A 19,494-nucleotide genomic window follows, 5' to 3' on the forward strand; every position below is an offset into this window, starting at 1 on the left:
GGGCCCGGACGGTCAGACGCCCAGGACGTCCCAGGAGTGCGCCTTGAACTCCTTCGTGAAGTCCGCGTGGTCCTCCCACATCCGGGCGATGGAACGCAGCACGTCCCAGTTGTGCTCCAGCGCCTGGTCCACGACCTGCCGCAGCTCCGGCGCCGTCTCCCGCTTCTCCACGAGCCCGTTCACCTGCGACGCGGCCTGCACCGTGTAGCGCAGGGCCCGCAGCGCCCGCGAGGTGTCGTCCATGCCGAACCCGTGGTCGCTCCCGTTCTCGGGGTCGAAGAGGGGCGTGAGACGTGCCTCGATGAACGCCGTGATCCGCTGGAACCGCTGCTCAATGTCCGTATCCATGCCCCCTTCCTACACCGTCGCCGCCCCCAGCTCCGCCAGGGCCCCGTCCGTCAGCCGGTACACCGACCACTCGTCCTGCGGACGGGCCCCCAGCGACTCGTAGAAGTCGATCGACGGCTGGTTCCAGTTCAGCACGGACCACTCCAGGCGCTCATACCCGCGCTCCACGCAGATCCGGGCCAACTCGCGCAGCAGCGCCTTGCCGTGACCACCGCCCCGGGCCTCCGGGCGGACGTACAGGTCCTCCAGGTAGATGCCGTGGACACCGCGCCAGGTCGAGAAGTTGAGGAACCAGAGCGCGAAGCCCACCGGCTCGCCCGTCTCGTCCTCGGCGATGTGGGCGAAGGCGGCGGGACGCTCGCCGAACAGGGCCTCGTGCAGCATCTCGGGGGTCGCCCGGACCTCGTGGAGGGCCTTCTCGTACGCGGCGAGGTCACGGATCAGGGCGTGGACGACGGGGACGTCGGCAGGCGTGGCAGTACGGATCATGCCCCCAGCCTGCCCCGGCTCAGACCCTCCTGGCCAGCAGGAACCGCGCGAGGGCCACCTGCCCGGCGTCGAGCGCGGGCTCGCCGTCCTCGACGTCCCACAGCCCGTTCTGCAGGACCCGGCCCAGCGTCCAGGCCGCCGCACGGCGCCGGTCCCCGACGACCTCGGCGAGCAGATCGAACCGCCACGCCACCTCCGCCGCATCGAAGCGGTCCATCAGCGCCGGCAGCAGTTCGAAGCCCGGGTCCCCGGCCAGCGGCTTCGGGTCGATCGCCAGCCAGGGTTCCCTCTCGCCCGCCAGGACGTTCCCGAAGTGCAGGTCCCAGTGCAGCAGCCGGTCCCCCGGCTCGCCCGCCACCTCCCGTACGGCCGCCGCGCAGTCCCGCAGCACCGCCGCGTCGTCCGCGCCGAGCCGCGCCGCGGCCTCCGGCACCTCCGCCAGCATCCCGGCCGCGATGTCCCCGAGCGTCCGCAGCCCCTCCGGCGCGGGGACGGCGACCAGGCGGGCAAGGAGGTCCGCGACGATCCCGTACGCCTCGCGGGTGTCCGCGACGGAGGTGAGCGGCCGGGCCTCGTCGAGCCGCTCCAGGAGCATGGTGCCGGTCGCGGCGTCGTGGTCGAGCAGCCGTACGGCGCCGGCCCCGTCCCAGACGCGCAGCCCGACGGGTTCCCCCTCGGTCTCCTCATCGAGCAGCTGCATCTTCAGGGCGGCGCGCGAACCGTCCGCGCCCCGCTCCACCGGCAGCACCAGCGAGGCCACCCCGTACATCGAGGGCCCGGTGACCCGCAGCCCCCACCGGCCGATGAACTCCTCGGCCCGCTCCGGCAGTCCAGCGACGAACGCCCGCCCCGCCTCACCGTTGTATTTCGCCTGCGATCGGGCCAGTTCCTCCGGTACGTGAATCACCCGACGACCCTAGGCACCACGCCCCCGCACCGCTTCCGGGTTTTCCCGCCGCCCAAGCGGAAGGAGCCGTATCCACAAGCCCACGACCACGGGTAACCTCCCGCCCACGCACCCGGAAGAGGGATACACATGAGCACGGTCAACGGCGGAATATCGTTCTGGTACGCGCAGGAGGGCGCCCCCGCGCCCCGCGAACCGCTCCCCGGCGACACCACCGCCGACGTCTGCATCGTCGGCGGCGGATACACGGGACTGTGGACCGCCTACTACCTCAAGAAGGCGGTCCCGTTCCTCAACATCACCGTCCTGGAGGCCAAGTTCTGCGGCTACGGAGCCTCCGGGCGCAACGGTGGCTGGCTCTACAACGGCATCGCGGGCCGCGACCGGTACGCGAAGCTCCACGGGCACGAGGCCGCCGTCCGCCTCCAGCAGGCCATGAACGCCACCGTCGACGAGGTCCTCGACGTCTGCGAGACGGAGAAGATCGAAGCCGACCAGCACCGGGGCGGCGTCCTGGAGGTGGCCCTCTCCCCCGCGCAGCTCGCCCGGCTCAAGGCCTTCCACGCCGCCGAGGCCGCCTTCGGCGAGACCGACCGGGAGCTGTACGGCGCGCGCGAGACGGCGGAACGGATCCGCGTCGCCGGGGCCGTCGGCTCCTCCTGGACCCCGCACGGCGCCCGCCTGCACCCGGTCAAGCTGGTCAAGGGCCTCGCGGCGGCCGTCGAGGCCCTCGGCGTCACGATCCACGAGTCGACGCCCGTCACCGAGATCAAGCCGAAGCACGCGATCACCCCGTACGGCACCGTCCGCGCCCCGTACGTCCTGCGCTGCACCGAGGGCTTCACCGCCTCCCTCGCCGGCCAGCGCCGCACCTGGCTCCCCATGAACTCCTCGATGATCGCCACCGAGCCCCTCACCGACGCCCAGTGGGAGTCCATCGGCTGGGACGGCCGCGAGACCCTCGGCGACATGGCCCACGCCTACATGTACGCCCAGCGCACCGCCGACGGCCGCATCGCGCTCGGCGGCCGGGGCGTCCCGTACCGCTTCGGCTCGAAGACCGACAACGACGGCCGCACCCAGCCCCAGACGATCGACGCCCTCCACGAGATCCTGGTCCGCTTCTTCCCGCAGCTCGCGGGCGTACGGATCGACCACGCCTGGTCCGGCGTCCTCGGCGTCCCCCGCGACTGGTGCGCCACCGTCACCCTCGACCGCTCCACCGGCCTCGGCTGGGCCGGCGGCTACGTCGGCTCCGGCGTCGCCACCACCAACCTCGCCGCCCGCACCCTCCGCGACCTGATCCAGCAGGACTCCGGCCAGTCGGGCCCCACCGACCTCACGGCCCTGCCCTGGGTCAACCACAAGGTCCGCAAGTGGGAACCCGAACCCCTGCGCTGGCTCGGCGTCCAGACCATGTACGCCGCCTTCCGGGGCGCCGACCACCGCGAGGCCACCGCCCACACGGCCGCGACGGACCGCGTGGCGGTCCTGGCGAACCGCCTCAGCGGCCGCTGACGCCCCGGTAGTCCCATCGGGCGGGCCCCGGTGGGACTACTCCACCTCGATCCCGAAGTCCCCCACCAGCTCCTCGAGACCGCCCCGGTAGCCCTTCCCGCCGAGGACGAAGTCCCAGTCCCCGCCGGCCCGCCGCCGGAACGACCCGAGCACGAGCGCCGTCTCCCCCGGCCGCCCGTCCGACACCTCCAGGCGGTCCAGCTCGGCCCCCGCGTCGTCCCGCAGCCGGATCCCGGCCTCCGTGAACCCGCCCAGATCCGCGTCCGGGTTCACCTCCGGGTCCACGGCCGCCACGAGGACCAACCGGTCCGCCCGCGCGGGCAGCGCGTCGAAACCGACCCGCACGGCCGCCCGGTCACCGGGCGCCGCCGCCACCATGGCCACCGAACCGTCGGGCGTCGCGGGGTTGTTGAAGAACACGAACCACTCGTCGCCGAGCACCCGGCTCCCCGCACAGACCAGCGCGCAGACGTCGAGGGCGGCGGAGCCCGACCACACCATTCCGAGCAGGTTGAAGTCCTCGGCGGCCTCGGCGGGCGCGGAGGCCGACGCGGCGACGGGAGCCGCCTCCGGCGCGGGTCCCCCCAGCCGCCCCCGCAGCCCGTGCTGGTGCAGCAGATCCACCAGCTCCGTCCCCGAGATCAGCGTCAGCGGCTTCCCGTTGGCGAAGGTGTACGAACCGGGCCCGAACTTCGAGGTCGTGACGAGGACCCCCTTGTTGGCCCCGACGTCCTGCACCGTCCCGTACAGATCCCGTACCGCACTCGGCGGCACCGTGTTCCGGTACCGCTTCACCTGCACCGCGATCGACCCGCCGCTGATCGGATCGGGATCGAGCGCCTTGACGTCCACCCCGCCGTCACCCGACCGCTGCGTGGTCACCGCCTGGAGCCCCCGCGCCCGGAACAGCTCGGCGACGAGGCCCTCGAAGGCGATCGGGTCCATGGTGAGCAGATCGGGCTCCTCGCCGTCCCCCTGCACCACCACGTCGGAACCCACCTGGTCGGGCTCCCGCAGCGGCACGACCGCCACCCGCTCGTCGGGCTTGGCGGAGAGCCGCCCGCCGAGGGCACCGGTCAGACACTCCACGGCACCGACGAGTTCCAGGTTCAGCCGGTCGAACGCCGGCCGCTCCACCACGACCGAGGCCACGCACACCCGCGAGGCGAGCCCGGTGGCGGGATCGACCCCGCCCACGTACCCGTTCAGCGCCACCCCTTCGAGCGCCCCGAACCGGTCCGCCGCGAACAGCTCCCGCACCGCGAGCAGCGCGCTCTGCGCCAGCACGTCCCGGTACAGCGCCCGCCGCTGCGTGACCGGCCGCGCGACCTCCTTCTCCTGGTCGGTGCTCGGCAGGTACTTGACGCCCTTCGCCCCGGGAACGACCTCGTACCCGGGCAGGTCCCAGTCGAGCACCAGCCCCCGCCCGGCCCGGTCGTACGCCGCCGACACCTCCCGCGGAAACCCCTCGGGCCAGGCCGTCGACGCGAACAGCACCGCCGAGAAGAACTCGACGACCGTGTCGGGCTCCCCCGCCCGCAGCGCCGCGACCGTCCCGTCGACCCCCGCGTTGTGGGCACGGACCTCGGCGATGCGGGCGGCGGCCCACGCGTCGTACTCCCGCCGGTACGCCGCCAGCTGCTCCGCCCGCCGCGCCTCCGCCGCCTGCGCCGCGTACCAGTCGTGCTCGAACCTGGCCCGCGCGTCCCGCTCGGCCTGCGCACGCCCGGACGCCGTCCACGCCCCCTGCGGCTGGTAGAACCGCTGATCCGGCATCGCGACCGGCTCCCCCAGCGGCCCCGGGGAGAACGGCTCGACGTCCTCCTCCCGCCGCAGCGACTCCACGGCGAAGGCCGGAGCCCGGCACCCCGTCGCCAGCAGCGACTCGAGGAGCGCGACCCGCTGATCGAGCTCCTGCGTCCGCCGCAGCGCGTCCGCGTCCCGCTGCTGCCGATAGGCGACCCGCTGCTCCCGCTGCATCCGGGCCACGTCCCGCTCGTACGCCCGCTGCGCCCGCTCGGCCTCACGCTGCTGCCGCAGCGCCGCCTGGTGCTGCCCCTCCCGCTGCCGCTGCGCCACCCGCTGCTGCTCGGCCCACACCCCGATCAGCCCACCGGAACGCCGACTCATCCGCACACCCCTCCCCAATGACCCCGATCACCTGCACTCCCCCGTGACCCACCAGTGTCCCGGACCACGGAGCCCCTTCACAGGGAAAGCCCGGACACGGAGCCCCCGCACGAAGCCCCGGACACGACGGAGGGCCCCGGACGCACGAAGCGTCCGGGGCCCTCCACAAGAGCCGCCTGTCGGAATCGAACCGACGACCTCAAGATTACAAGTCAAGCGCTCTAGCCAACTGAGCTAAGGCGGCAGCGAGTGAAGTGTAACCAACCCGGCCCCGGCGGCGGTCGGAAATCTCACGGCCCCGTGACTGCTGACAGATCGGGCACCGGCAGGTAGCGTCACTTGCGGTTCACCCAGGTGGACTAGACCTCAATCCTTCCTTTACTCGGATCGTCCGGCACGTTCCTGCCGGTGAAGGGACGCATCACCATGGCTTCCGTCACGTTCGACAAGGCCACCCGGATCTACCCGGGTGCCACCAAGCCCTCCGTCGACCAGCTCGACATCGAGATCGCGGACGGCGAGTTCCTCGTTCTCGTCGGCCCCTCCGGCTGCGGCAAGTCGACCTCCCTGCGCATGCTCGCGGGCCTCGAGGACGTCAACGCCGGCGCGATCCGGATCGGCGACCGCGACGTCACGCACCTGCCGCCGAAGGACCGGGACATCGCGATGGTGTTCCAGAACTACGCCCTGTACCCGCACATGACCGTCGCCGACAACATGGGCTTCGCGCTCAAGATCGCCGGTGTCAACAAGTCGGAGATCCGCGCCAAGGTCGAGGAGGCCGCGAAGATCCTCGACCTCACCGAGTACCTCGACCGCAAGCCGAAGGCGCTCTCCGGCGGTCAGCGCCAGCGCGTCGCGATGGGCCGCGCCATCGTGCGCGAGCCGCAGGTCTTCCTCATGGACGAGCCGCTGTCGAACCTCGACGCCAAGCTCCGCGTCTCCACCCGTACGCAGATCGCCGGTCTGCAGCGCCGCCTCGGCATCACCACGGTCTACGTCACGCACGACCAGACCGAGGCGCTCACGATGGGCGACCGCGTCGCCGTCCTCAAGGACGGTCTGCTCCAGCAGGTCGACTCGCCGCGCAACATGTACGACAAGCCCGCCAACCTCTTCGTCGCCGGCTTCATCGGCTCCCCGGCGATGAACCTGGTCGAGGTCCCGATCACGGACGGCGGCGTGAAGTTCGGCAACAGCGTCGTCCCGGTCACCCGTGAGGCCATCGCCGCCGCCTCCGCCGCCGGCGACACCACCGTGACCGTCGGCGTCCGCCCCGAGCACTTCGACGTGCAGAGCGCGACGAGCAAGGACGGCCTGGCCGTGACGGTCAACGTCGTCGAGGAGCTCGGCTCGGACGGCTTCGTGTACGGCACCACCCGCGTCGGCGGCGAGGACAAGGAGCTCGTGGTCCGCGTCGGCGGCCGCGACGTGCCCGCCAAGGGCTCCACGCTGCACGTCGTCCCGCGCGCCGACGAGCTGCACGTCTTCTCCACCTCGACGGGCGCCCGCCTCAGCGACTGAGACCGCCCCCTGGCACTGCCGTACGGCCCCGCGTCTGTTGCAGACGCGGGGCCGTTCGCGTACACCGGCGGTTTGAACGGGCTTACCCCGAAAAACCCCGGCATTCCGGGCCTCACCCGGGGCCCCGCGTCAACACGGGATTCGAAAAGCCGCCTCGAACCATCCCTCGCGAGAGTGACTAAATGTCGCCATATCACTACCGGCCGCTACGCTCGCCTGCGTGACGCACACTGCCCGCCGCATCGGCCGCTCTCTCGCCCTCGTCCTGCCCGTCGTCCTGGTGCTCTCGGGAACGCTCGCGGTGTCCGCCGTTCCGTGGGCCGGCCAGGACTCCGACACCCAGCTGACGGCGTCCTCCACGGACGTCTCCACCCGGGCCAAGTCCCGTGCACCGCAGGATGTTCTCCGCGACCAGCTCCTCGCAGAGCTTCAGGAGAAGGACCCCGGCACGGCCCTCACGCACCTCCAGCGCGAGGTGGAGAACCGGCCCTCCCTCGCCAAGCACTGCTTCTCCATCGCCCGCGCCCTCGGCCGCGCCGCCGTCGAGCACTACGGCCCCTCGCGCGCCCAGTCCTTCTCCCGCCCGGTCTGCGACACCTCGTACGCGACCGGCGTGATGCGCGCGAGCTGACCGATTCACCAGGGAAGGGCCGCGCGCTGAACGGCCTGACGCATACCGGGCGCCTATCGTTCCCCGTATGCACACCACTCCGACGCAGGCCGTGGTCCTGGCGGGCGGCCAGGGCACACGGCTCCGCCCGTACACCGACGACCGCCCCAAGCCGATGGTCGAGATCCCGGGCACCGGGACCCCGATCATCGGCCATCAGCTTTCCTGGCTGGCCGCCGAGGGCGTGACCGACGCCGTCGTCTCCTGCGGCCACCTCGCCGAGGTGCTCCAGGAGTGGCTGGCCTCCGCGGACCTCCCGCTCAAGGTGACGACGGTCGTCGAGACCGAGCCCCTCGGGCGCGGCGGCGGCCTCAAGTACGCCGCCTCCCACCTGCCGGCCCCGGACCAGCCCTGGTACGCCACCAACGGCGACATCTGGACCCGCTTCTCGCTGCGCGAGATGGCCGCCTTCCACACCGAGCGGGACGCCCTCGCGACGCTCGCCCTGGCCCGCCCGCGGATCCCGTGGGGCGCCGTCGAGACCGACACCTTCGGGAACATCACCGACTTCATCGAGGCGCCGCCGTCGCCGTTCCTGATCAACGCGGGCGTGTACGTCTTCGCCGCGGCCTTCACGGAGCTCCTCCCCGACCTCGGCGACCACGAGCGGACCACCTTCCCCCGCCTCGCCCGCGAGCGGCGCCTGGCGGGCTTCCCGCTGCCCCACGGCGCGTACTGGAGGGCCATCGACACCGCCAAGGACCTGACGGAGGCCGCCAAGGAGCTGGCCGCGCACAAGTCCTGACGGAGGGACGGGGCGCACCGGAGGGCCCGCGCACACGAGAGGGGGGGGGGCCCCGGGGGGGGGGGGGGGCCCCCCCCCCGGGGGCCCCCCCCCCCGCGCCCCCCCCCCCCGCCCCCGCGGGGGGGGGGGCGCGCCCCCCCCCCGCCCCCCCCCCCCCCCCCCCCCGCCCCCCCCCCCCCCCCCCCCCCCCCCCCCCCCCCTCTCGTGTCCGTACCGCGGCGTCAGCCCAGCAGGCCGCCGATCGGGTTCTGCGCGCCGCCCGTCGTCGAGCCGCCCTCGGACGGGGTGCTGGTGGTCCCGCCGGTCGAGCCGCCGGTCGACGTGCCGCCGGTGCTGCCCGGGGAGTCGCTCGTGGACGGCGGGGGCGCCGGCTTCGACTGCTGCGTGGGCGTACGGCTGCTGCCGGCACCGGTGCTCGCGCCCTGGGTGGCGGTCGGGCGCTGCTCCTGGGTCCGGGGGGCCTCGCGGGTCGTCTCGGTGGGCCGGGTGGCCTCGTGGGTCTCCTCGCTGCGCGCGGGGGCCTCGGTGGTCGCGGCGGGCTCGGGCGCGGTGGAGGCGGCCTTCGTGGGGGCGCGGTGCGTCGGCTCCGCGGGGAGCGGCTGGCCGGGGAGGTGGTTGATCGGGTCGTCGTTGGGGCCGGGGACGGTGACCATCTCGGTGGAGCGGACGGCGCCGCCGAGGACGGAGCCGATGAGGAGGGTGAGGCCGACGACGACGGCGGCGAGGAGGGTGCTGCGGCGGGTGACGCGGCGGCGGAGGTCCCAGAGTTCGGCGCGGGGGCCGAGGGTGCGCCAGGCTTCGCCGGCGAGGCGGCCGTCGAGGGAGTAGACGGGGGCGCCGGCGATGATCAGCGGGGACCAGGCGGCCAGGTAGATGATGTCCGCCGAGTCGTAGACCGGGACGGTCTTCCAGCTGACGGTCAGGAGGAGGGCGGCGGAGAGCAGGCCGCCGATGACGGCGGCGACGCGCTGCCAGAGTCCGAGGACGGTGAGGACGCCGACGACGACCTGGAGGAAGGCGACGGTGAGTCCGGCGCCGACGGGGTGCTGGAGGGCGAAGTCGCGCAGGGGTTCGGCGAGGGCCCAGGGGTGGAGGGAGTTGAGCCACTTCACCATGGAGCCGCGCTCGCCGCCGTCGAAGTAGACGGGGTCGCAGAGCTTGCCCATGCCCGCGTAGATGGAGATGAAGCCGAGGAAGACGCGGAGCGGGAGGAGGACGACGCCGAGGTTCATCCGGCGGCCGGGGTAGTAGGCGTGCCGGACGTCGTCCCCGTGGCGCTGTGCGGTCCGGGCGGCCGGCGTGTCGTTCCCGTACGCCTCGGCGGGCTCGGGCCCGAGCTCGTACAGCTCGTCGTAGGCGCCCTCGGCGCGGCGCATCGGCGGGAGCAGCGGCGTGGCCTCGGCGGGCACCACGGAGGTGGGCATGGTGGTGTCGACGCGCGGGATGGCCTGGGTGTCGCCGACGCCGTGGCCGCCGTGTCCGACGGGTTCGAGCGTGGAGACGGAGGACTCGCGCACGGCCTGGAGGAGGCCGGTGGCGCCCGGCGCGGACTTCCCGGTCCACACGACGGGACGGCGGCGCGCGCCGCCCGCTCCGGCGGCTCCGACGAGCGCGGCGGTACGGGCGCCGGCGCCGAACTTGGGCTGCGGGGCCGGCGCGAGCCGCACACGGAAGCTGGCGTGGTTCACGATCACCTGGGCGGGATCGGAATCCACCTTGACCATGCTCAGCGCGGGCTGATCGTCGAACCCCGGCCGGGGCGTTCTGGTGTCCACACTCATCTAACCGAGTGATGTGCGGTTAGGACACTGCCTTGACGGTTGCCAAATGTCCGAGGCCCGTCAAGATCACGGCCGGGGCGCGTCCCTCGTTCGGGTCAGCCCATGCGGCGGCGGGCCGCCTCGTAGAGGACGACGCCGGCGGCGACACCGGCGTTGAGCGACTCGGCGCCGCCCGGCATCGGGATACGGACGAGGAAGTCGCAGGTCTCGCCGACGAGGCGGGAGAGGCCCTTGCCCTCGGAGCCGACGACGATGACGACCGGGCCGCCGAGCGCCTCCAGGTCCTGCACCTCGTGCGTGCCCTCGGCGGCGAGGCCGACGACGGCGATGCCGGCCTTCTTGTACTCCTGCAGGGCGCGGGTCAGGTTGGTGACGCGGGCGACCGGGGTGCGCGCGGCGGTGCCGGCGGAGGTCTTCCAGGCACCGGCGGTCATGCCGGCGGCGCGGCGCTCGGGGATGACCACGCCGTGGCCGCCGAAGGCGGAGACGGAGCGGACGATCGCGCCGAGGTTGCGCGGGTCGGTGACGCCGTCGAGGGCGACGATCAGCGGGTCCTCGTGCTCGTCGTAGGCGTCGGCGGTGAGGTCCTCGGGGTGCGCGTACTCGTACGGCGGGACCTGGAGGACCAGACCCTGGTGGTTCAGCCCGTTGGTCATGCGGTCGAGCTCGGGGCGCGGGGCTTCCATCAGGTTGATGTTGCCGCGCGCGCCGGCGAGCTGGAGGGCCTCGCGCACGCGCTCGTCGTTGTCGATGAACTGCTGCACGTACAGCGTGGTGGCGGGCACGCCGTCGCGCAGCGCCTCGAAGACCGGGTTGCGGCCGACGACCATCTCGCTGGTGCCCTTGGGGCCGCCGCGGCGGGGCGCGGGACGGCGCTTGGCCGCGTTCCGCGCCATCGCGTTGGAGACGCGGTACGCCTTGTGGCCCTTGCGGTCCTCGGCCTTGGGGGTCGGGCCCTTGCCTTCGAGGCCCTTGCGCCGCTGGCCACCGCTGCCGACCGTCGCACCCTTCTTGTTGGACGTGCGACGGTTCCTGCGCTGGCTGTTCCCGGCCATGACTACTACCTGTTTCCTCTGCTGACGTACAAAGTCTGTAACTGAAGTGTGCCGCCCGGTCTCCCGAGCGGCACGTCTTCTAACGGTTGCCCAGCGTCCAGCGGGGGCCGTCGGGGCTGTCCTCGATGACGAGGCCGGACTGGGTGAGCTGGTCGCGGATCGCGTCCGCGGTCGCCCAGTCCTTGCGCTCGCGCGCCGATTCGCGCTGCTGGAGCACGAGGCGCACGAGGGTGTCGACGGCGCCGTGGAGCTCTTCGCCGCCACCGGTCTCCTCGGCCCAGTGCGGGTCGAGGGGGTCCAGGCCGAGGACGCCGAGCATGGCGCGGACCTCGGCGAGGCGGGCGATGGCCTCGTCCTTGTCGTCCGCGGCGAGGGCGCTGTTGCCCTGGCGGACGGTGGTGTGGATGATCGCCAGCGCGTGCGGCACGCCCAGGTCGTCGTCCATGGCCTCGGCGAAGGCGGGCGGCACCTCGGCGGCGGGGGCGACGGCCCGCCCGGCCTTCTCGGTGGCGCGCTGGACGAAGCCCTCGATGCGGGCGAAGGCCGACTCGGCCTCGCGCAGGGACTCCTCGCTGTACTCGATCATCGAGCGGTAGTGCGGGGTGCCCAGGTAGTAGCGCAGGACGATGGGGCGCCAGTTCTTCACCATCTCGGACACCAGCACGCTGTTGCCGAGCGACTTCGACATCTTCTCGCCGCTCATGGTGACCCAGGCGTTGTGCACCCAGTACGAGGCGAAGTCGTCGCCGAAGGCCTTGGCCTGGGCGATCTCGTTCTCGTGGTGCGGGAAGATCAGGTCGAGGCCGCCGCCGTGGACGTCGAAGGCGGAGCCCAGGTACTTGTGGGCCATGGCCGAGCACTCCAGGTGCCAGCCGGGGCGGCCGCGGCCCCACGGGGTCTCCCAGTCGGGCTCGCCCGGCTTGGTCGCCTTCCACATCGCGAAGTCGCGCGGGTCGCGCTTGCCGGTGATGCCCTCCTCGGAGGGCTGGCGGAGGTCGTCGATGTCCTGGTTGGACAGCTCCAGGTAGCCCGGGAAGGAGCGCACGTCGAAGTAGACGCTGCCGTCCGCCTCGTAGGCGTGGCCGCGCTCGATCAGGCCCCGCATCATCTCGATCATCTCGGGGACGTGACCGGTGGCGCGGGGCTCGTAGGTCGGCGGGAGGCAGCCGAGGGCCTCGTAACCGGAGTTGAACGCGCGCTCGTTCTCGTAGCCGATGGACCACCAGGGGCGGCCCTGCTCGGCGCCCTTCCTGATGATCTTGTCGTCGATGTCGGTGACGTTGCGGATGAACGTGACGTCGTAGCCGCGGTACGCGAACCAGCGGCGCATGATGTCGAAGTTCAGCCCCGACCGGATGTGTCCGATGTGCGGGGCCGCCTGGACGGTGGCACCACAGAGGTAGATCGAGACGCGGCCCGGTGTGAGCGGGGTGAAGTCACGGATCTGCCGGGCGCTGGTGTCGTACAGGCGAATAGTCACCACACCAGGGTAGTGGGAGTGTGGTAGTGCCCCGCGACCGATTCCCGGCCACGGGGCACGTTTTTCCTACTCCTGATGCGATACGGGGTAGACGAGGGCGGTCGCGAGGGCGGCGAGGCCCTCGGCGCGGCCGGTGAGGCCGAGTCCGTCCGTGGTGGTGCCGGAGACGGAGACGGGTGCGCCGGCCGCCTCGCTCAGTGCCTTCTGGGCCTCGTCGCGGCGCTTGCCGACCTTGGGGCGGACGCCGACGACCTGCACCGCGATGTTCCCGATCTCGTACCCCTCGGCGCGGACGATCCGGGCGGCCTCCGCGAGCAGGGTGACGCCGGAGGCGCCGGACCACTCGGGGCGCGAGGTGCCGAAGTGGGCCCCGAGGTCGCCGATGCCGGCGGCGGAGAAGAGGGCGTCGCAGGCGGCGTGGGCGGCGACGTCACCGTCGGAGTGCCCGGCGAGCCCGTACCCGTCACTGTCGGGGCCTTCCCAGAGCAGACCCGCGCACCAGAGCTCGCGGCCCTTCTCGAAGGCGTGCACGTCGGTGCCGATGCCGGTACGGGGGACGAGGGGGAGCTCAGAAGCCATCGTTGGCCCTCCTGCGGGCGAGTACGGCCTCGGCGAGGACGAGGTCGAGGGGGCGGGTCACCTTGAAGGCCTCTTCGTGGCCGGGCACGACGACGACGGGCGCGCCGAGCCGCTCGACCATGCCGGCGTCGTCGGTGGCGCCCTCGCCGGTGAGGGCGATCGTGGCGTGGGCGTTGACCAGGGTGTCGTGGTCGAAGCCCTGGGGGGTCTGGACGGCGCGGAGGCGGGCGCGGACCGGGGTGGCGACGACCTGCTCGGGGTCGCCGGGCTTCTCGGCCGGCTCGACCTCCTTGACGGTGTCGGCGACGGGCAGCGCGGGGACGACGGCGACGGCCCCGTCCCGTACGGCCTCGATGACGGCGTCCACGGTGTCGACGGGGACCAGGGGGCGGGCCGCGTCGTGGACGAGGACGGTGGTGACGCCCTCGGGGAGTGCCTGGAGGCCGAGGTGGACGGACTCCTGGCGGGTGTCGCCGCCGGGGACGACGAGGTAGTCGGTCCGCTCGGGGAGGGCGTGGTCGTCGAGGAGGCGCTTGACCTCGGCGACGCCGTCGGAGGGGGCGACCACGACGACGAGCGAGACCGCGCGGGAGGCGGCCATCGCGCGGACGGCGTGGATGAGCATGGGGGTGCCGTTCAGCGCGCGGAGCGCCTTGGGGGCGCCCGGGCCGAGGCGTACGCCCCGTCCTGCGGCCGGGATCACCACGGCGGTACGACGGGGACGCGCTTCGTCTGACATCGGTTGCACTCCGGCAGGTTTGTTTCCGCGGCCGACATGGGTATGGCCTCAGCGTGCCGGACGCTCCGCCTTGACCGGGCCCTTTCCGTGACGACGGTCGAGGCGTGGCCGCGTGGGCACAGGGGTTCGGCGTGTGGGGCGGAGAGAAGTTCAGGGGGTGCGGGTCACTTCGGCGGTGTGGTCACGCGGCGAGCCGCATGCGCCCGTACCGCACACGTGAATATGCCGCAGCGCCCGGCGACAGCACTGTGTGGATCACAGCACGCCAGCGGGCACCGCGGCATCGCTTCACTTGAAGACGTGGCTCAGGACGCGAGGACCTCGTCGAGGAGGGCCTCGGCCTTGTCCTCGTTCGTGTTCTCCGCGAGGGCCAGCTCGCTCACCAGGATCTGCCGAGCCTTGGCGAGCATGCGCTTCTCACCTGCGGAGAGTCCGCGCTCGCGCTCACGACGCCACAGGTCGCGCACCACTTCGGCGACCTTGATGACATCGCCGGAGGCGAGCTTCTCGAGATTTGCCTTGTAGCGACGGGACCAGTTCGTCGGCTCTTCGGCGTACGGCGCGCGCAGCACCTCGAAGACCCGGTCCAGCCCGTCCTGACCGACAACGTCGCGAACACCGACGAACTCCGCATTGTCCGCCGGCACACGAACCGTCAGGTCGCCCTGCGCGACCTTGAGCACCAAGTAGGTCTTGTCCACGCCTTTGATCTGGCGAGTTTCGATGGCCTCGATCAGCGCGGCCCCGTGATGGGGATAGACCACGGTGTCGCCAACCTTGAACGTCATGTGACAGGTACCCCTTCCGTGGCTATCCAGGGTAACACGGATTCAGCTTCTTCTGAATGGCGTTTTCGCAGGTCAGGGCATATCTCGGGGCTTGACAACGGTCACACGAACGTGCTGCGGAGGGCTTCCGGAAGGCGGTATTCGCAGGTCGGAGCGGCTACATCGACAGAGAGAAACCCGCACGTTACACATACCAGGAGCCCCTTGAGGGAGGCTTGATGTCCCGGTTTGTCCGGTTCGAAGGGAGCCTCTTCCCCTACTCCGTTCGAGGATCGCCCACCCGTACGGACGCATGCCGGGGTGATTCCCGAAATTGATCAGTGGACATCAAGCGACATCGGTGCGGGATTTTCCACGGGGGCGGCTGGGGGTAATGCGGCGACGCCTCCGAATTGATCAAGGCGGTTATGTGAACAACAGGTCAATGGGTCGTGATCCAGCCAACCGGACGAGCGCGCGGCCGGCACGGGGAGGAGCGGCGGAGGGCGGGCGGAAGACGGGCGGAGAACCCTCGGAGAACCCGCGCCGGGCGTCCCGACCGCACCCCCGGGTACGGCTGTGACCGGTTAGGGGCGGGTCGGGTGCGGGACGCGGAGTGAGGCTCGGTAACCTAAGCGCGCTGACACACCTTTAGCTGTCCCTTAGTTCCCACGCCTGTCCGTACGTCCTAGGAGATGCCGCCGCCGTGAGCCGCAGCCTTCGACGCGGCGCCCTCGCCGCCACCGCCATCGTGTTCTCCGTCGCCGCGCTCTCCGCCTGTGGCGCGGGCAACGACGCACAGACCCTCCAGGTCCGGCCGGACAACGCGGCCGTCACCGTGGACGACGTCAAGATCCAGAACGCGCTGGTCATCACCCAGCCCGGACCCGGCGTCAGGGGCCCGGTCGCCGTCTCGGCCACCGTCTTCAACAACGGCAGCCTGCCGCAGACCATCGACGCGATCAGCCTGCCCGGCGCGCGCTCGGACGTGAAGCTGACGTCCGCCAAGGGCGCCGGCCCGATCGTCGTCCCGGCCCACGGCTCCGTCCTGATCGGCGGCGCGGGCAACGCCTCCGCCGTGATCGAGAGCGGCTCCGAGGCCCTCCGCGACGGCGACGCGCAGAAGGTCGTCTTCAAGCTGAGCAAGACCGGCGACGTCAGCCTGAGCGCCTTCGTCGTCCCGGCGAAGAGCTACTTCAAGGACTTCGGCCCGACCGTCGTCCCGGCTCCCCCGGTGACCGCCCCGAGCACCTCCGCTCCGGCCACCACGCCGGCCGCCACCGAGTCGGCCACCGCTTCGGCCACCGCGTCGGCCCCGGCCTCCCCCTCGGGCGAGCCGACGACCGCCGGCCACTGAGCCATATGCGGAAGGGGCGCCCCCCCCTGGTGGGGGGCGCCCCTTCCGCATATGTCCAAGGCCCTTCACGGGGCCCTTCACGGCTCGAACCCCATCCCGAAGGCGCCCCTCGCACCGCGCGGCCCCAGGGGGGCGCGCAGGCTTCGGGACGCTGCGCCGGACTCCGTCCGGCGCCCTCGGCTCGGGCCGGCCTACGGCTCGAACTTGTACCCGAGGCCGCGGACCGTCACCAGGTACCTGGGAGCGCCCGGGTCCGGCTCGATCTTGGCGCGGAGGCGCTTGACGTGGACGTCGAGGGTCTTGGTGTCGCCGACGTAGTCCGCGCCCCAGACCCGGTCGATGAGCTGCATGCGGGTGAGCACGCGGCCCGCGTTGCGCAGGAGCATCTCCAGGAGGTCGAACTCCTTGAGCGGGAGGTCGACCTTGCCGCCGGAGACCGTGACCACGTGCCGGTCGACGTCCATGCGGACCGGGCCGGCCTCCAGGGCCGCCGGGGTGACCTCCTCCGGCTCGCCGCGGCGGCGCAGCACGGCGCGGATGCGGGCGACGAGCTCCCGCGAGGAGAAGGGCTTGGTCACGTAGTCGTCGGCTCCTATCTCCAGGCCGACGACCTTGTCGATCTCGCTGTCCTTGGCGGTCACCATGATCACCGGGACGTTGGAGCGGCCGCGCAGCTGGCGGCACACCTCGGTGCCGGGCAGGCCCGGAAGCATCAGGTCGAGGAGGACGAGGTCGGCTCCGTTGCGCTCGAACTCGTCGAGGCCGTCGGGCCCGGTCGCCGCGACGGCGACCTCGAAGCCCTCCTTGCGGAGCATGTACGACAGGGCGTCGCTGAAGGATTCCTCATCCTCGACGACGAGCACTCGGGTCACGGAAGGACCTCCGGGGCGGGAAGCGGTTCGGTCAGTAGATCTGGGGTGGAGGGCGAGGCGGGCCGGCGGTCCCGTACGGCGCCCGCCTCGGGCAGCCGCAGGGTGAAGGTGGAGCCCTGACCCTCGGTGCTCCAGACGGTGACCTCCCCGCCGTGCGAGGCGGCCACGTGCTTGACGATGGCCAGGCCGAGCCCCGTACCGCCGGTGGCACGGGAGCGGGCCGGGTCGACGCGGTAGAAGCGCTCGAAGATCCGCTCGCGGTCCTTCTCCGAGATGCCGATGCCCTGGTCGGTCACGGCTATCTCGATCAGGTCCCCGCCGGGCGCGGCGATGTGCCGGGCGGCGATGCCCACCCGCGTACGGGCCGGCGAGTAGTTGACGGCGTTCTCGACGAGGTTGCCGAGGGCCGCCGCGAGCTGGCCCCGGCTGCCCCAGACGTACAGGTCGGGCGCTCCACCGGAGACCATGGTGATCTGTTTGGTGGAGGCGGGCTGGCGGGAGCGGTCGATCGCCTCGGCGACGAGCTCGTCCACGGACACCGGCTCGGAGTCCTCCAGCGGGTCGTCGTTCTGGACGCGGGAGAGGTCGATGAGCTCCTGTACGAGGTTGGTGAGGCGGGTCGCCTCGATCTGCATCCGGCCGGCGAAGCGGGTGACCGCCTCGGGGTCGTCCGAGGCGTCCATGACCGCCTCGGAGAGCAGGGAGAGCGCGCCGACGGGAGTCTTGAGCTCATGGCTCACGTTGGCGACGAAGTCGCGCCGCACCGCCTCGATGCGGCGGGCCTCGGTGAGGTCCTCGACCAGGAGCAGCACGAGCCGCGAGCCCAGCGGGGCGACCCGGGCGGAGACGGCGAGGGCCTCGCCGCGTCCGGTGCCGCGCCGGGCCAGATCGAGCTCCACCTGCCGTATCTCTCCGTCGCGGCGGGTGTCACGGGCCATGTTGAGCATGGGTTCGACGGCCAGTTTGCCGCCGCGGACCAGGCCGAGCGCGTACGCCGCCGAGCTGGCCTTCACCACGGAGTCGCTCTCGTCGAGGACGACCGCGGAGGAGCGCAGCACGGACAGCACGGTGTCGACGCCGGGCGGGAGCACGGCGTCGGTGTGCAGCGAGGTACGGGTGGGTCGCGCCTGGTCGCGTTCGCTCCAGCGGAACGCCAGCATGGCGATCACGCCGGTGCACACGCCGGCGATCGCTGCCAATGCGGCGACCGCCGCGTTCACGTCCATGCCCCCAGGTTATGCGGGGTCGCGGACACTCTCCCAGCCGTCCGAGTGGCTGCTCGAACAGTCGTCGCCCAGAGTTCACCGTGGAGATGCGGGTGGTTCATTTGTCCTGGCGACCGGGGTGGCGCGTGTCGCCCAGAGTTCACCTGGGGGAAAGTACTGATTCACATCAGGGGGTGGAACCGGACGCACAGGGGGCCGAACGTGGGAGCGTGGGGGTCCGAGCCTCACCCGGACCCCGGAGTTTTGCGTAGAGAGGGACATCCATGCGGGACGCGTACCACGAGGAACTGGACTCGATCGGCGAGGGCCTGGTCGAGATGGCCCGGCTCGTCGGGTCGGCGATCGGGCGCGCCACGACGGCGATGCTCGACGCGGACCTCAAGCTCGCGGAGAGCGTGATCGCCGCGGACCAGAAGGTCGACGACCTCCAGCACGACCTGGAGGCGCGGGCCATAGCGCTGCTCGCCCGGCAGCAGCCGGTGGCGACGGACCTGCGGATCGTGGTCACCTCGCTGCGGATGAGCGCCGACCTGGAGCGCTCCGGCGACCTGGCGCAGCACGTGGCGAAGCTGGCGCGGCTGCGGTTCCCGGAGACGGCGGTGCCGCGTGACCTGCACGCGACCATCCTGGAGATGGGGCAGCTGGCGCAGCGCCTGATGGCGAAGGCGGCCGAGGTCATCATCACGAAGGACGTCGACCTGGCGCTCCAGCTGGAGCAGGACGACGACGAGATGGACCTGCTGCACCGGACCCTGTTCCAGCACCTGATGGACGACCGCTGGAAGCACGGCATCGAGACGGCCGTGGACGTGACGCTCCTCGGCCGGTACTACGAGCGGTTCGCGGACCACGCGGTGTCGGTGGCGAAGCGCGTGGTCTACCTGGTGACGGGCGAGCACGCGGACGAGCTGCAGGCGGCGGACGCGCCGGTGGAGGGCGCGTAGGCGCACGGGCTCCGGTGCGCCGTTGATGCGCCGGTCCGAGTGGGCATGCAATGGGGGGAGGCGATGCGCGCCTCGAAAGGGAGGGACCCCCATGGCCGAATCCCCCATGACGACCGACCCCGGGGCGGAGGCGCCGCGCGAAGCGGTGTTCCTGCCGGTGCTGGGTGCCTGCGGCTGCGGCTCGGGCTGCGGCTGCGGCTGCCAGTCCGGCTCCCCGTGCCAGTGCGGGGGCTGCTCCGGCTGACCGGCGAGGCGGGGGGGGGGGGGGGGCCCCCCCCCCCCCCCCCCACCCCCCCCCCCCCCCCACCCCCCGGAACCCCCCCCCCCAAAAATCCGGGCCCCCCCCCGGGGGGGCCCCGCCGC

The 19,494-nt window shown here is 72.2% G+C and carries 19 protein-coding genes and 1 tRNA gene; 7 read left to right on the top strand and 13 right to left on the bottom strand.

Features of this window, described 5'->3' with window-relative positions; translation table 11 throughout:
* Window positions 1–12 precede the first annotated feature (12 nt).
* The 3 genes from ACFYUS_RS26360 to ACFYUS_RS26370 are packed head-to-tail and all read right to left on the bottom strand — an operon-like array spanning window position 13 to window position 1,744.
* Entirely contained in the window at window positions 13–348 is a 336-nt protein-coding gene (locus ACFYUS_RS26360; RefSeq protein ID WP_388856866.1) for a hypothetical protein, read from the bottom strand.
* A 9-nt stretch (window positions 349–357) separates the two neighbouring features.
* A complete protein-coding gene (locus tag ACFYUS_RS26365; RefSeq protein ID WP_388856869.1) occupies window positions 358–837 on the bottom strand; it encodes a GNAT family N-acetyltransferase in 480 nt (159 codons plus the stop codon).
* Between the two features lie 19 nt (window positions 838–856).
* Window positions 857–1,744 (bottom strand): aminoglycoside phosphotransferase family protein, encoded by an 888-nt coding sequence (locus ACFYUS_RS26370; protein WP_388856872.1) that lies wholly within the window; start codon window positions 1,742–1,744, stop codon window positions 857–859.
* Between the two features lie 129 nt (window positions 1,745–1,873).
* Between ACFYUS_RS26370 and ACFYUS_RS26375 the strand changes: the two genes are divergently transcribed.
* Window positions 1,874–3,262, top strand: a complete 1,389-nt coding sequence (locus ACFYUS_RS26375; protein WP_388856875.1) for an NAD(P)/FAD-dependent oxidoreductase — start codon at window positions 1,874–1,876, stop codon at window positions 3,260–3,262.
* Between the two features lie 36 nt (window positions 3,263–3,298).
* Here the strand turns inward: ACFYUS_RS26375 and ACFYUS_RS26380 are convergent, their stop codons facing one another.
* A complete protein-coding gene (locus ACFYUS_RS26380) occupies window positions 3,299–5,392 on the bottom strand; it encodes a restriction endonuclease (RefSeq protein WP_388856878.1) in 2,094 nt (697 codons plus the stop codon).
* Between the two features lie 170 nt (window positions 5,393–5,562).
* Window positions 5,563–5,636: transfer RNA gene (locus ACFYUS_RS26385), tRNA-Thr, on the bottom strand.
* A 182-nt stretch (window positions 5,637–5,818) separates the two neighbouring features.
* Between ACFYUS_RS26385 and ACFYUS_RS26390 the strand changes: the two genes are divergently transcribed.
* From ACFYUS_RS26390 to ACFYUS_RS26400, 3 genes are all read left to right on the top strand, one after another.
* Complete coding sequence (locus ACFYUS_RS26390; protein WP_388856881.1) at window positions 5,819–6,916, top strand: ABC transporter ATP-binding protein; 1,098 nt, start codon at window positions 5,819–5,821, stop codon at window positions 6,914–6,916.
* 220 nt (window positions 6,917–7,136) lie between these two features.
* Window positions 7,137–7,547: a hypothetical protein gene (locus ACFYUS_RS26395; protein ID WP_388856884.1), complete on the top strand. Its 411-nt coding sequence runs from the start codon at window positions 7,137–7,139 to the stop codon at window positions 7,545–7,547.
* Window positions 7,548–7,614: 67 nt separating this feature from the next.
* Window positions 7,615–8,331 (top strand): NDP-sugar synthase, encoded by a 717-nt coding sequence (locus ACFYUS_RS26400; RefSeq protein ID WP_388856887.1) that lies wholly within the window; start codon window positions 7,615–7,617, stop codon window positions 8,329–8,331.
* A gap of 221 nt (window positions 8,332–8,552) precedes the next feature.
* Here the strand turns inward: ACFYUS_RS26400 and ACFYUS_RS26405 are convergent, their stop codons facing one another.
* From ACFYUS_RS26405 to ACFYUS_RS26430, 6 genes are all read right to left on the bottom strand, one after another.
* Window positions 8,553–10,112: a DoxX family membrane protein gene (locus ACFYUS_RS26405; RefSeq protein WP_388856890.1), complete on the bottom strand. Its 1,560-nt coding sequence runs from the start codon at window positions 10,110–10,112 to the stop codon at window positions 8,553–8,555.
* A 95-nt stretch (window positions 10,113–10,207) separates the two neighbouring features.
* The gene (gene rlmB, locus ACFYUS_RS26410) at window positions 10,208–11,167 is read right to left on the bottom strand and encodes a 23S rRNA (guanosine(2251)-2'-O)-methyltransferase RlmB (RefSeq protein ID WP_388856893.1); all 960 of its coding nucleotides are present in this window, start codon (window positions 11,165–11,167) and stop codon (window positions 10,208–10,210) included.
* A gap of 79 nt (window positions 11,168–11,246) precedes the next feature.
* Complete coding sequence (gene cysS, locus ACFYUS_RS26415; protein ID WP_388856896.1) at window positions 11,247–12,647, bottom strand: cysteine--tRNA ligase; 1,401 nt, start codon at window positions 12,645–12,647, stop codon at window positions 11,247–11,249.
* Between the two features lie 66 nt (window positions 12,648–12,713).
* Window positions 12,714–13,226 (bottom strand): 2-C-methyl-D-erythritol 2,4-cyclodiphosphate synthase, encoded by a 513-nt coding sequence (gene ispF / locus ACFYUS_RS26420; protein ID WP_388856899.1) that lies wholly within the window; start codon window positions 13,224–13,226, stop codon window positions 12,714–12,716.
* Entirely contained in the window at window positions 13,216–13,965 is a 750-nt protein-coding gene (ispD, locus tag ACFYUS_RS26425; RefSeq protein WP_388856902.1) for a 2-C-methyl-D-erythritol 4-phosphate cytidylyltransferase, read from the bottom strand. The genes ispF and ispD overlap by 11 nt, the downstream gene beginning before the upstream one ends.
* A 305-nt stretch (window positions 13,966–14,270) precedes the next feature.
* Window positions 14,271–14,753 (bottom strand): CarD family transcriptional regulator, encoded by a 483-nt coding sequence (locus ACFYUS_RS26430; protein ID WP_003953493.1) that lies wholly within the window; start codon window positions 14,751–14,753, stop codon window positions 14,271–14,273.
* Window positions 14,754–15,438: 685 nt separating this feature from the next.
* On the opposite strand from ACFYUS_RS26430, the gene ACFYUS_RS26435 reads away from it, so the two are divergent.
* Window positions 15,439–16,089 (top strand): DUF461 domain-containing protein, encoded by a 651-nt coding sequence (locus tag ACFYUS_RS26435; RefSeq protein ID WP_388856905.1) that lies wholly within the window; start codon window positions 15,439–15,441, stop codon window positions 16,087–16,089.
* A 191-nt stretch (window positions 16,090–16,280) separates the two neighbouring features.
* Here ACFYUS_RS26435 and ACFYUS_RS26440 read toward each other — a convergent pair whose 3' ends face one another.
* Both ACFYUS_RS26440 and ACFYUS_RS26445 read right to left on the bottom strand, forming a co-directional pair.
* Complete coding sequence (locus ACFYUS_RS26440) at window positions 16,281–16,961, bottom strand: response regulator transcription factor (RefSeq protein WP_017242433.1); 681 nt, start codon at window positions 16,959–16,961, stop codon at window positions 16,281–16,283.
* Window positions 16,958–18,187 carry a sensor histidine kinase gene (locus ACFYUS_RS26445; protein ID WP_388856908.1) on the bottom strand — a complete coding sequence of 410 codons (1,230 nt, stop codon included), beginning with the start codon at window positions 18,185–18,187 and terminating at the stop codon, window positions 16,958–16,960. Before ACFYUS_RS26445 ends, ACFYUS_RS26440 begins: the two co-directional genes overlap by 4 nt.
* A 263-nt stretch (window positions 18,188–18,450) precedes the next feature.
* Here ACFYUS_RS26445 and phoU point away from each other — a divergent pair, with 263 nt between their 5' ends.
* A complete protein-coding gene (gene phoU / locus ACFYUS_RS26450) occupies window positions 18,451–19,131 on the top strand; it encodes a phosphate signaling complex protein PhoU (protein ID WP_388856911.1) in 681 nt (226 codons plus the stop codon).
* 91 nt (window positions 19,132–19,222) lie between these two features.
* A complete protein-coding gene (locus ACFYUS_RS26455; RefSeq protein WP_388856914.1) occupies window positions 19,223–19,375 on the top strand; it encodes a hypothetical protein in 153 nt (50 codons plus the stop codon).
* The last annotated feature ends 119 nt before the right edge of the window (window positions 19,376–19,494 follow it).

Origin of the sequence: Streptomyces sp. NPDC004284 (assembly GCF_042874035.1) — a bacterium.
Classification (GTDB): domain Bacteria; phylum Actinomycetota; class Actinomycetes; order Streptomycetales; family Streptomycetaceae; genus Streptomyces.

Coding starts and splice junctions, on each gene's coding strand:
- ACFYUS_RS26360 (WP_388856866.1), bottom strand. CDS start 348: ATGGATACGGACATTGAGCAGCGGTTCCAGCGGATCACGGCGTTCATC.
- ACFYUS_RS26365 (WP_388856869.1), bottom strand. CDS start 837: ATGATCCGTACTGCCACGCCTGCCGACGTCCCCGTCGTCCACGCCCTG.
- ACFYUS_RS26375 (WP_388856875.1), top strand. CDS start 1,874: ATGAGCACGGTCAACGGCGGAATATCGTTCTGGTACGCGCAGGAGGGC.
- ACFYUS_RS26380 (WP_388856878.1), bottom strand. CDS start 5,392: ATGAGTCGGCGTTCCGGTGGGCTGATCGGGGTGTGGGCCGAGCAGCAG.
- ACFYUS_RS26390 (WP_388856881.1), top strand. CDS start 5,819: ATGGCTTCCGTCACGTTCGACAAGGCCACCCGGATCTACCCGGGTGCC.
- ACFYUS_RS26400 (WP_388856887.1), top strand. CDS start 7,615: ATGCACACCACTCCGACGCAGGCCGTGGTCCTGGCGGGCGGCCAGGGC.
- ACFYUS_RS26405 (WP_388856890.1), bottom strand. CDS start 10,112: ATGAGTGTGGACACCAGAACGCCCCGGCCGGGGTTCGACGATCAGCCC.
- rlmB (WP_388856893.1), bottom strand. CDS start 11,167: ATGGCCGGGAACAGCCAGCGCAGGAACCGTCGCACGTCCAACAAGAAG.
- ispF (WP_388856899.1), bottom strand. CDS start 13,226: ATGGCTTCTGAGCTCCCCCTCGTCCCCCGTACCGGCATCGGCACCGAC.
- ispD (WP_388856902.1), bottom strand. CDS start 13,965: ATGTCAGACGAAGCGCGTCCCCGTCGTACCGCCGTGGTGATCCCGGCC.
- ACFYUS_RS26430 (WP_003953493.1), bottom strand. CDS start 14,753: ATGACGTTCAAGGTTGGCGACACCGTGGTCTATCCCCATCACGGGGCC.
- ACFYUS_RS26445 (WP_388856908.1), bottom strand. CDS start 18,187: ATGGACGTGAACGCGGCGGTCGCCGCATTGGCAGCGATCGCCGGCGTG.
- phoU (WP_388856911.1), top strand. CDS start 18,451: ATGCGGGACGCGTACCACGAGGAACTGGACTCGATCGGCGAGGGCCTG.
- ACFYUS_RS26455 (WP_388856914.1), top strand. CDS start 19,223: ATGGCCGAATCCCCCATGACGACCGACCCCGGGGCGGAGGCGCCGCGC.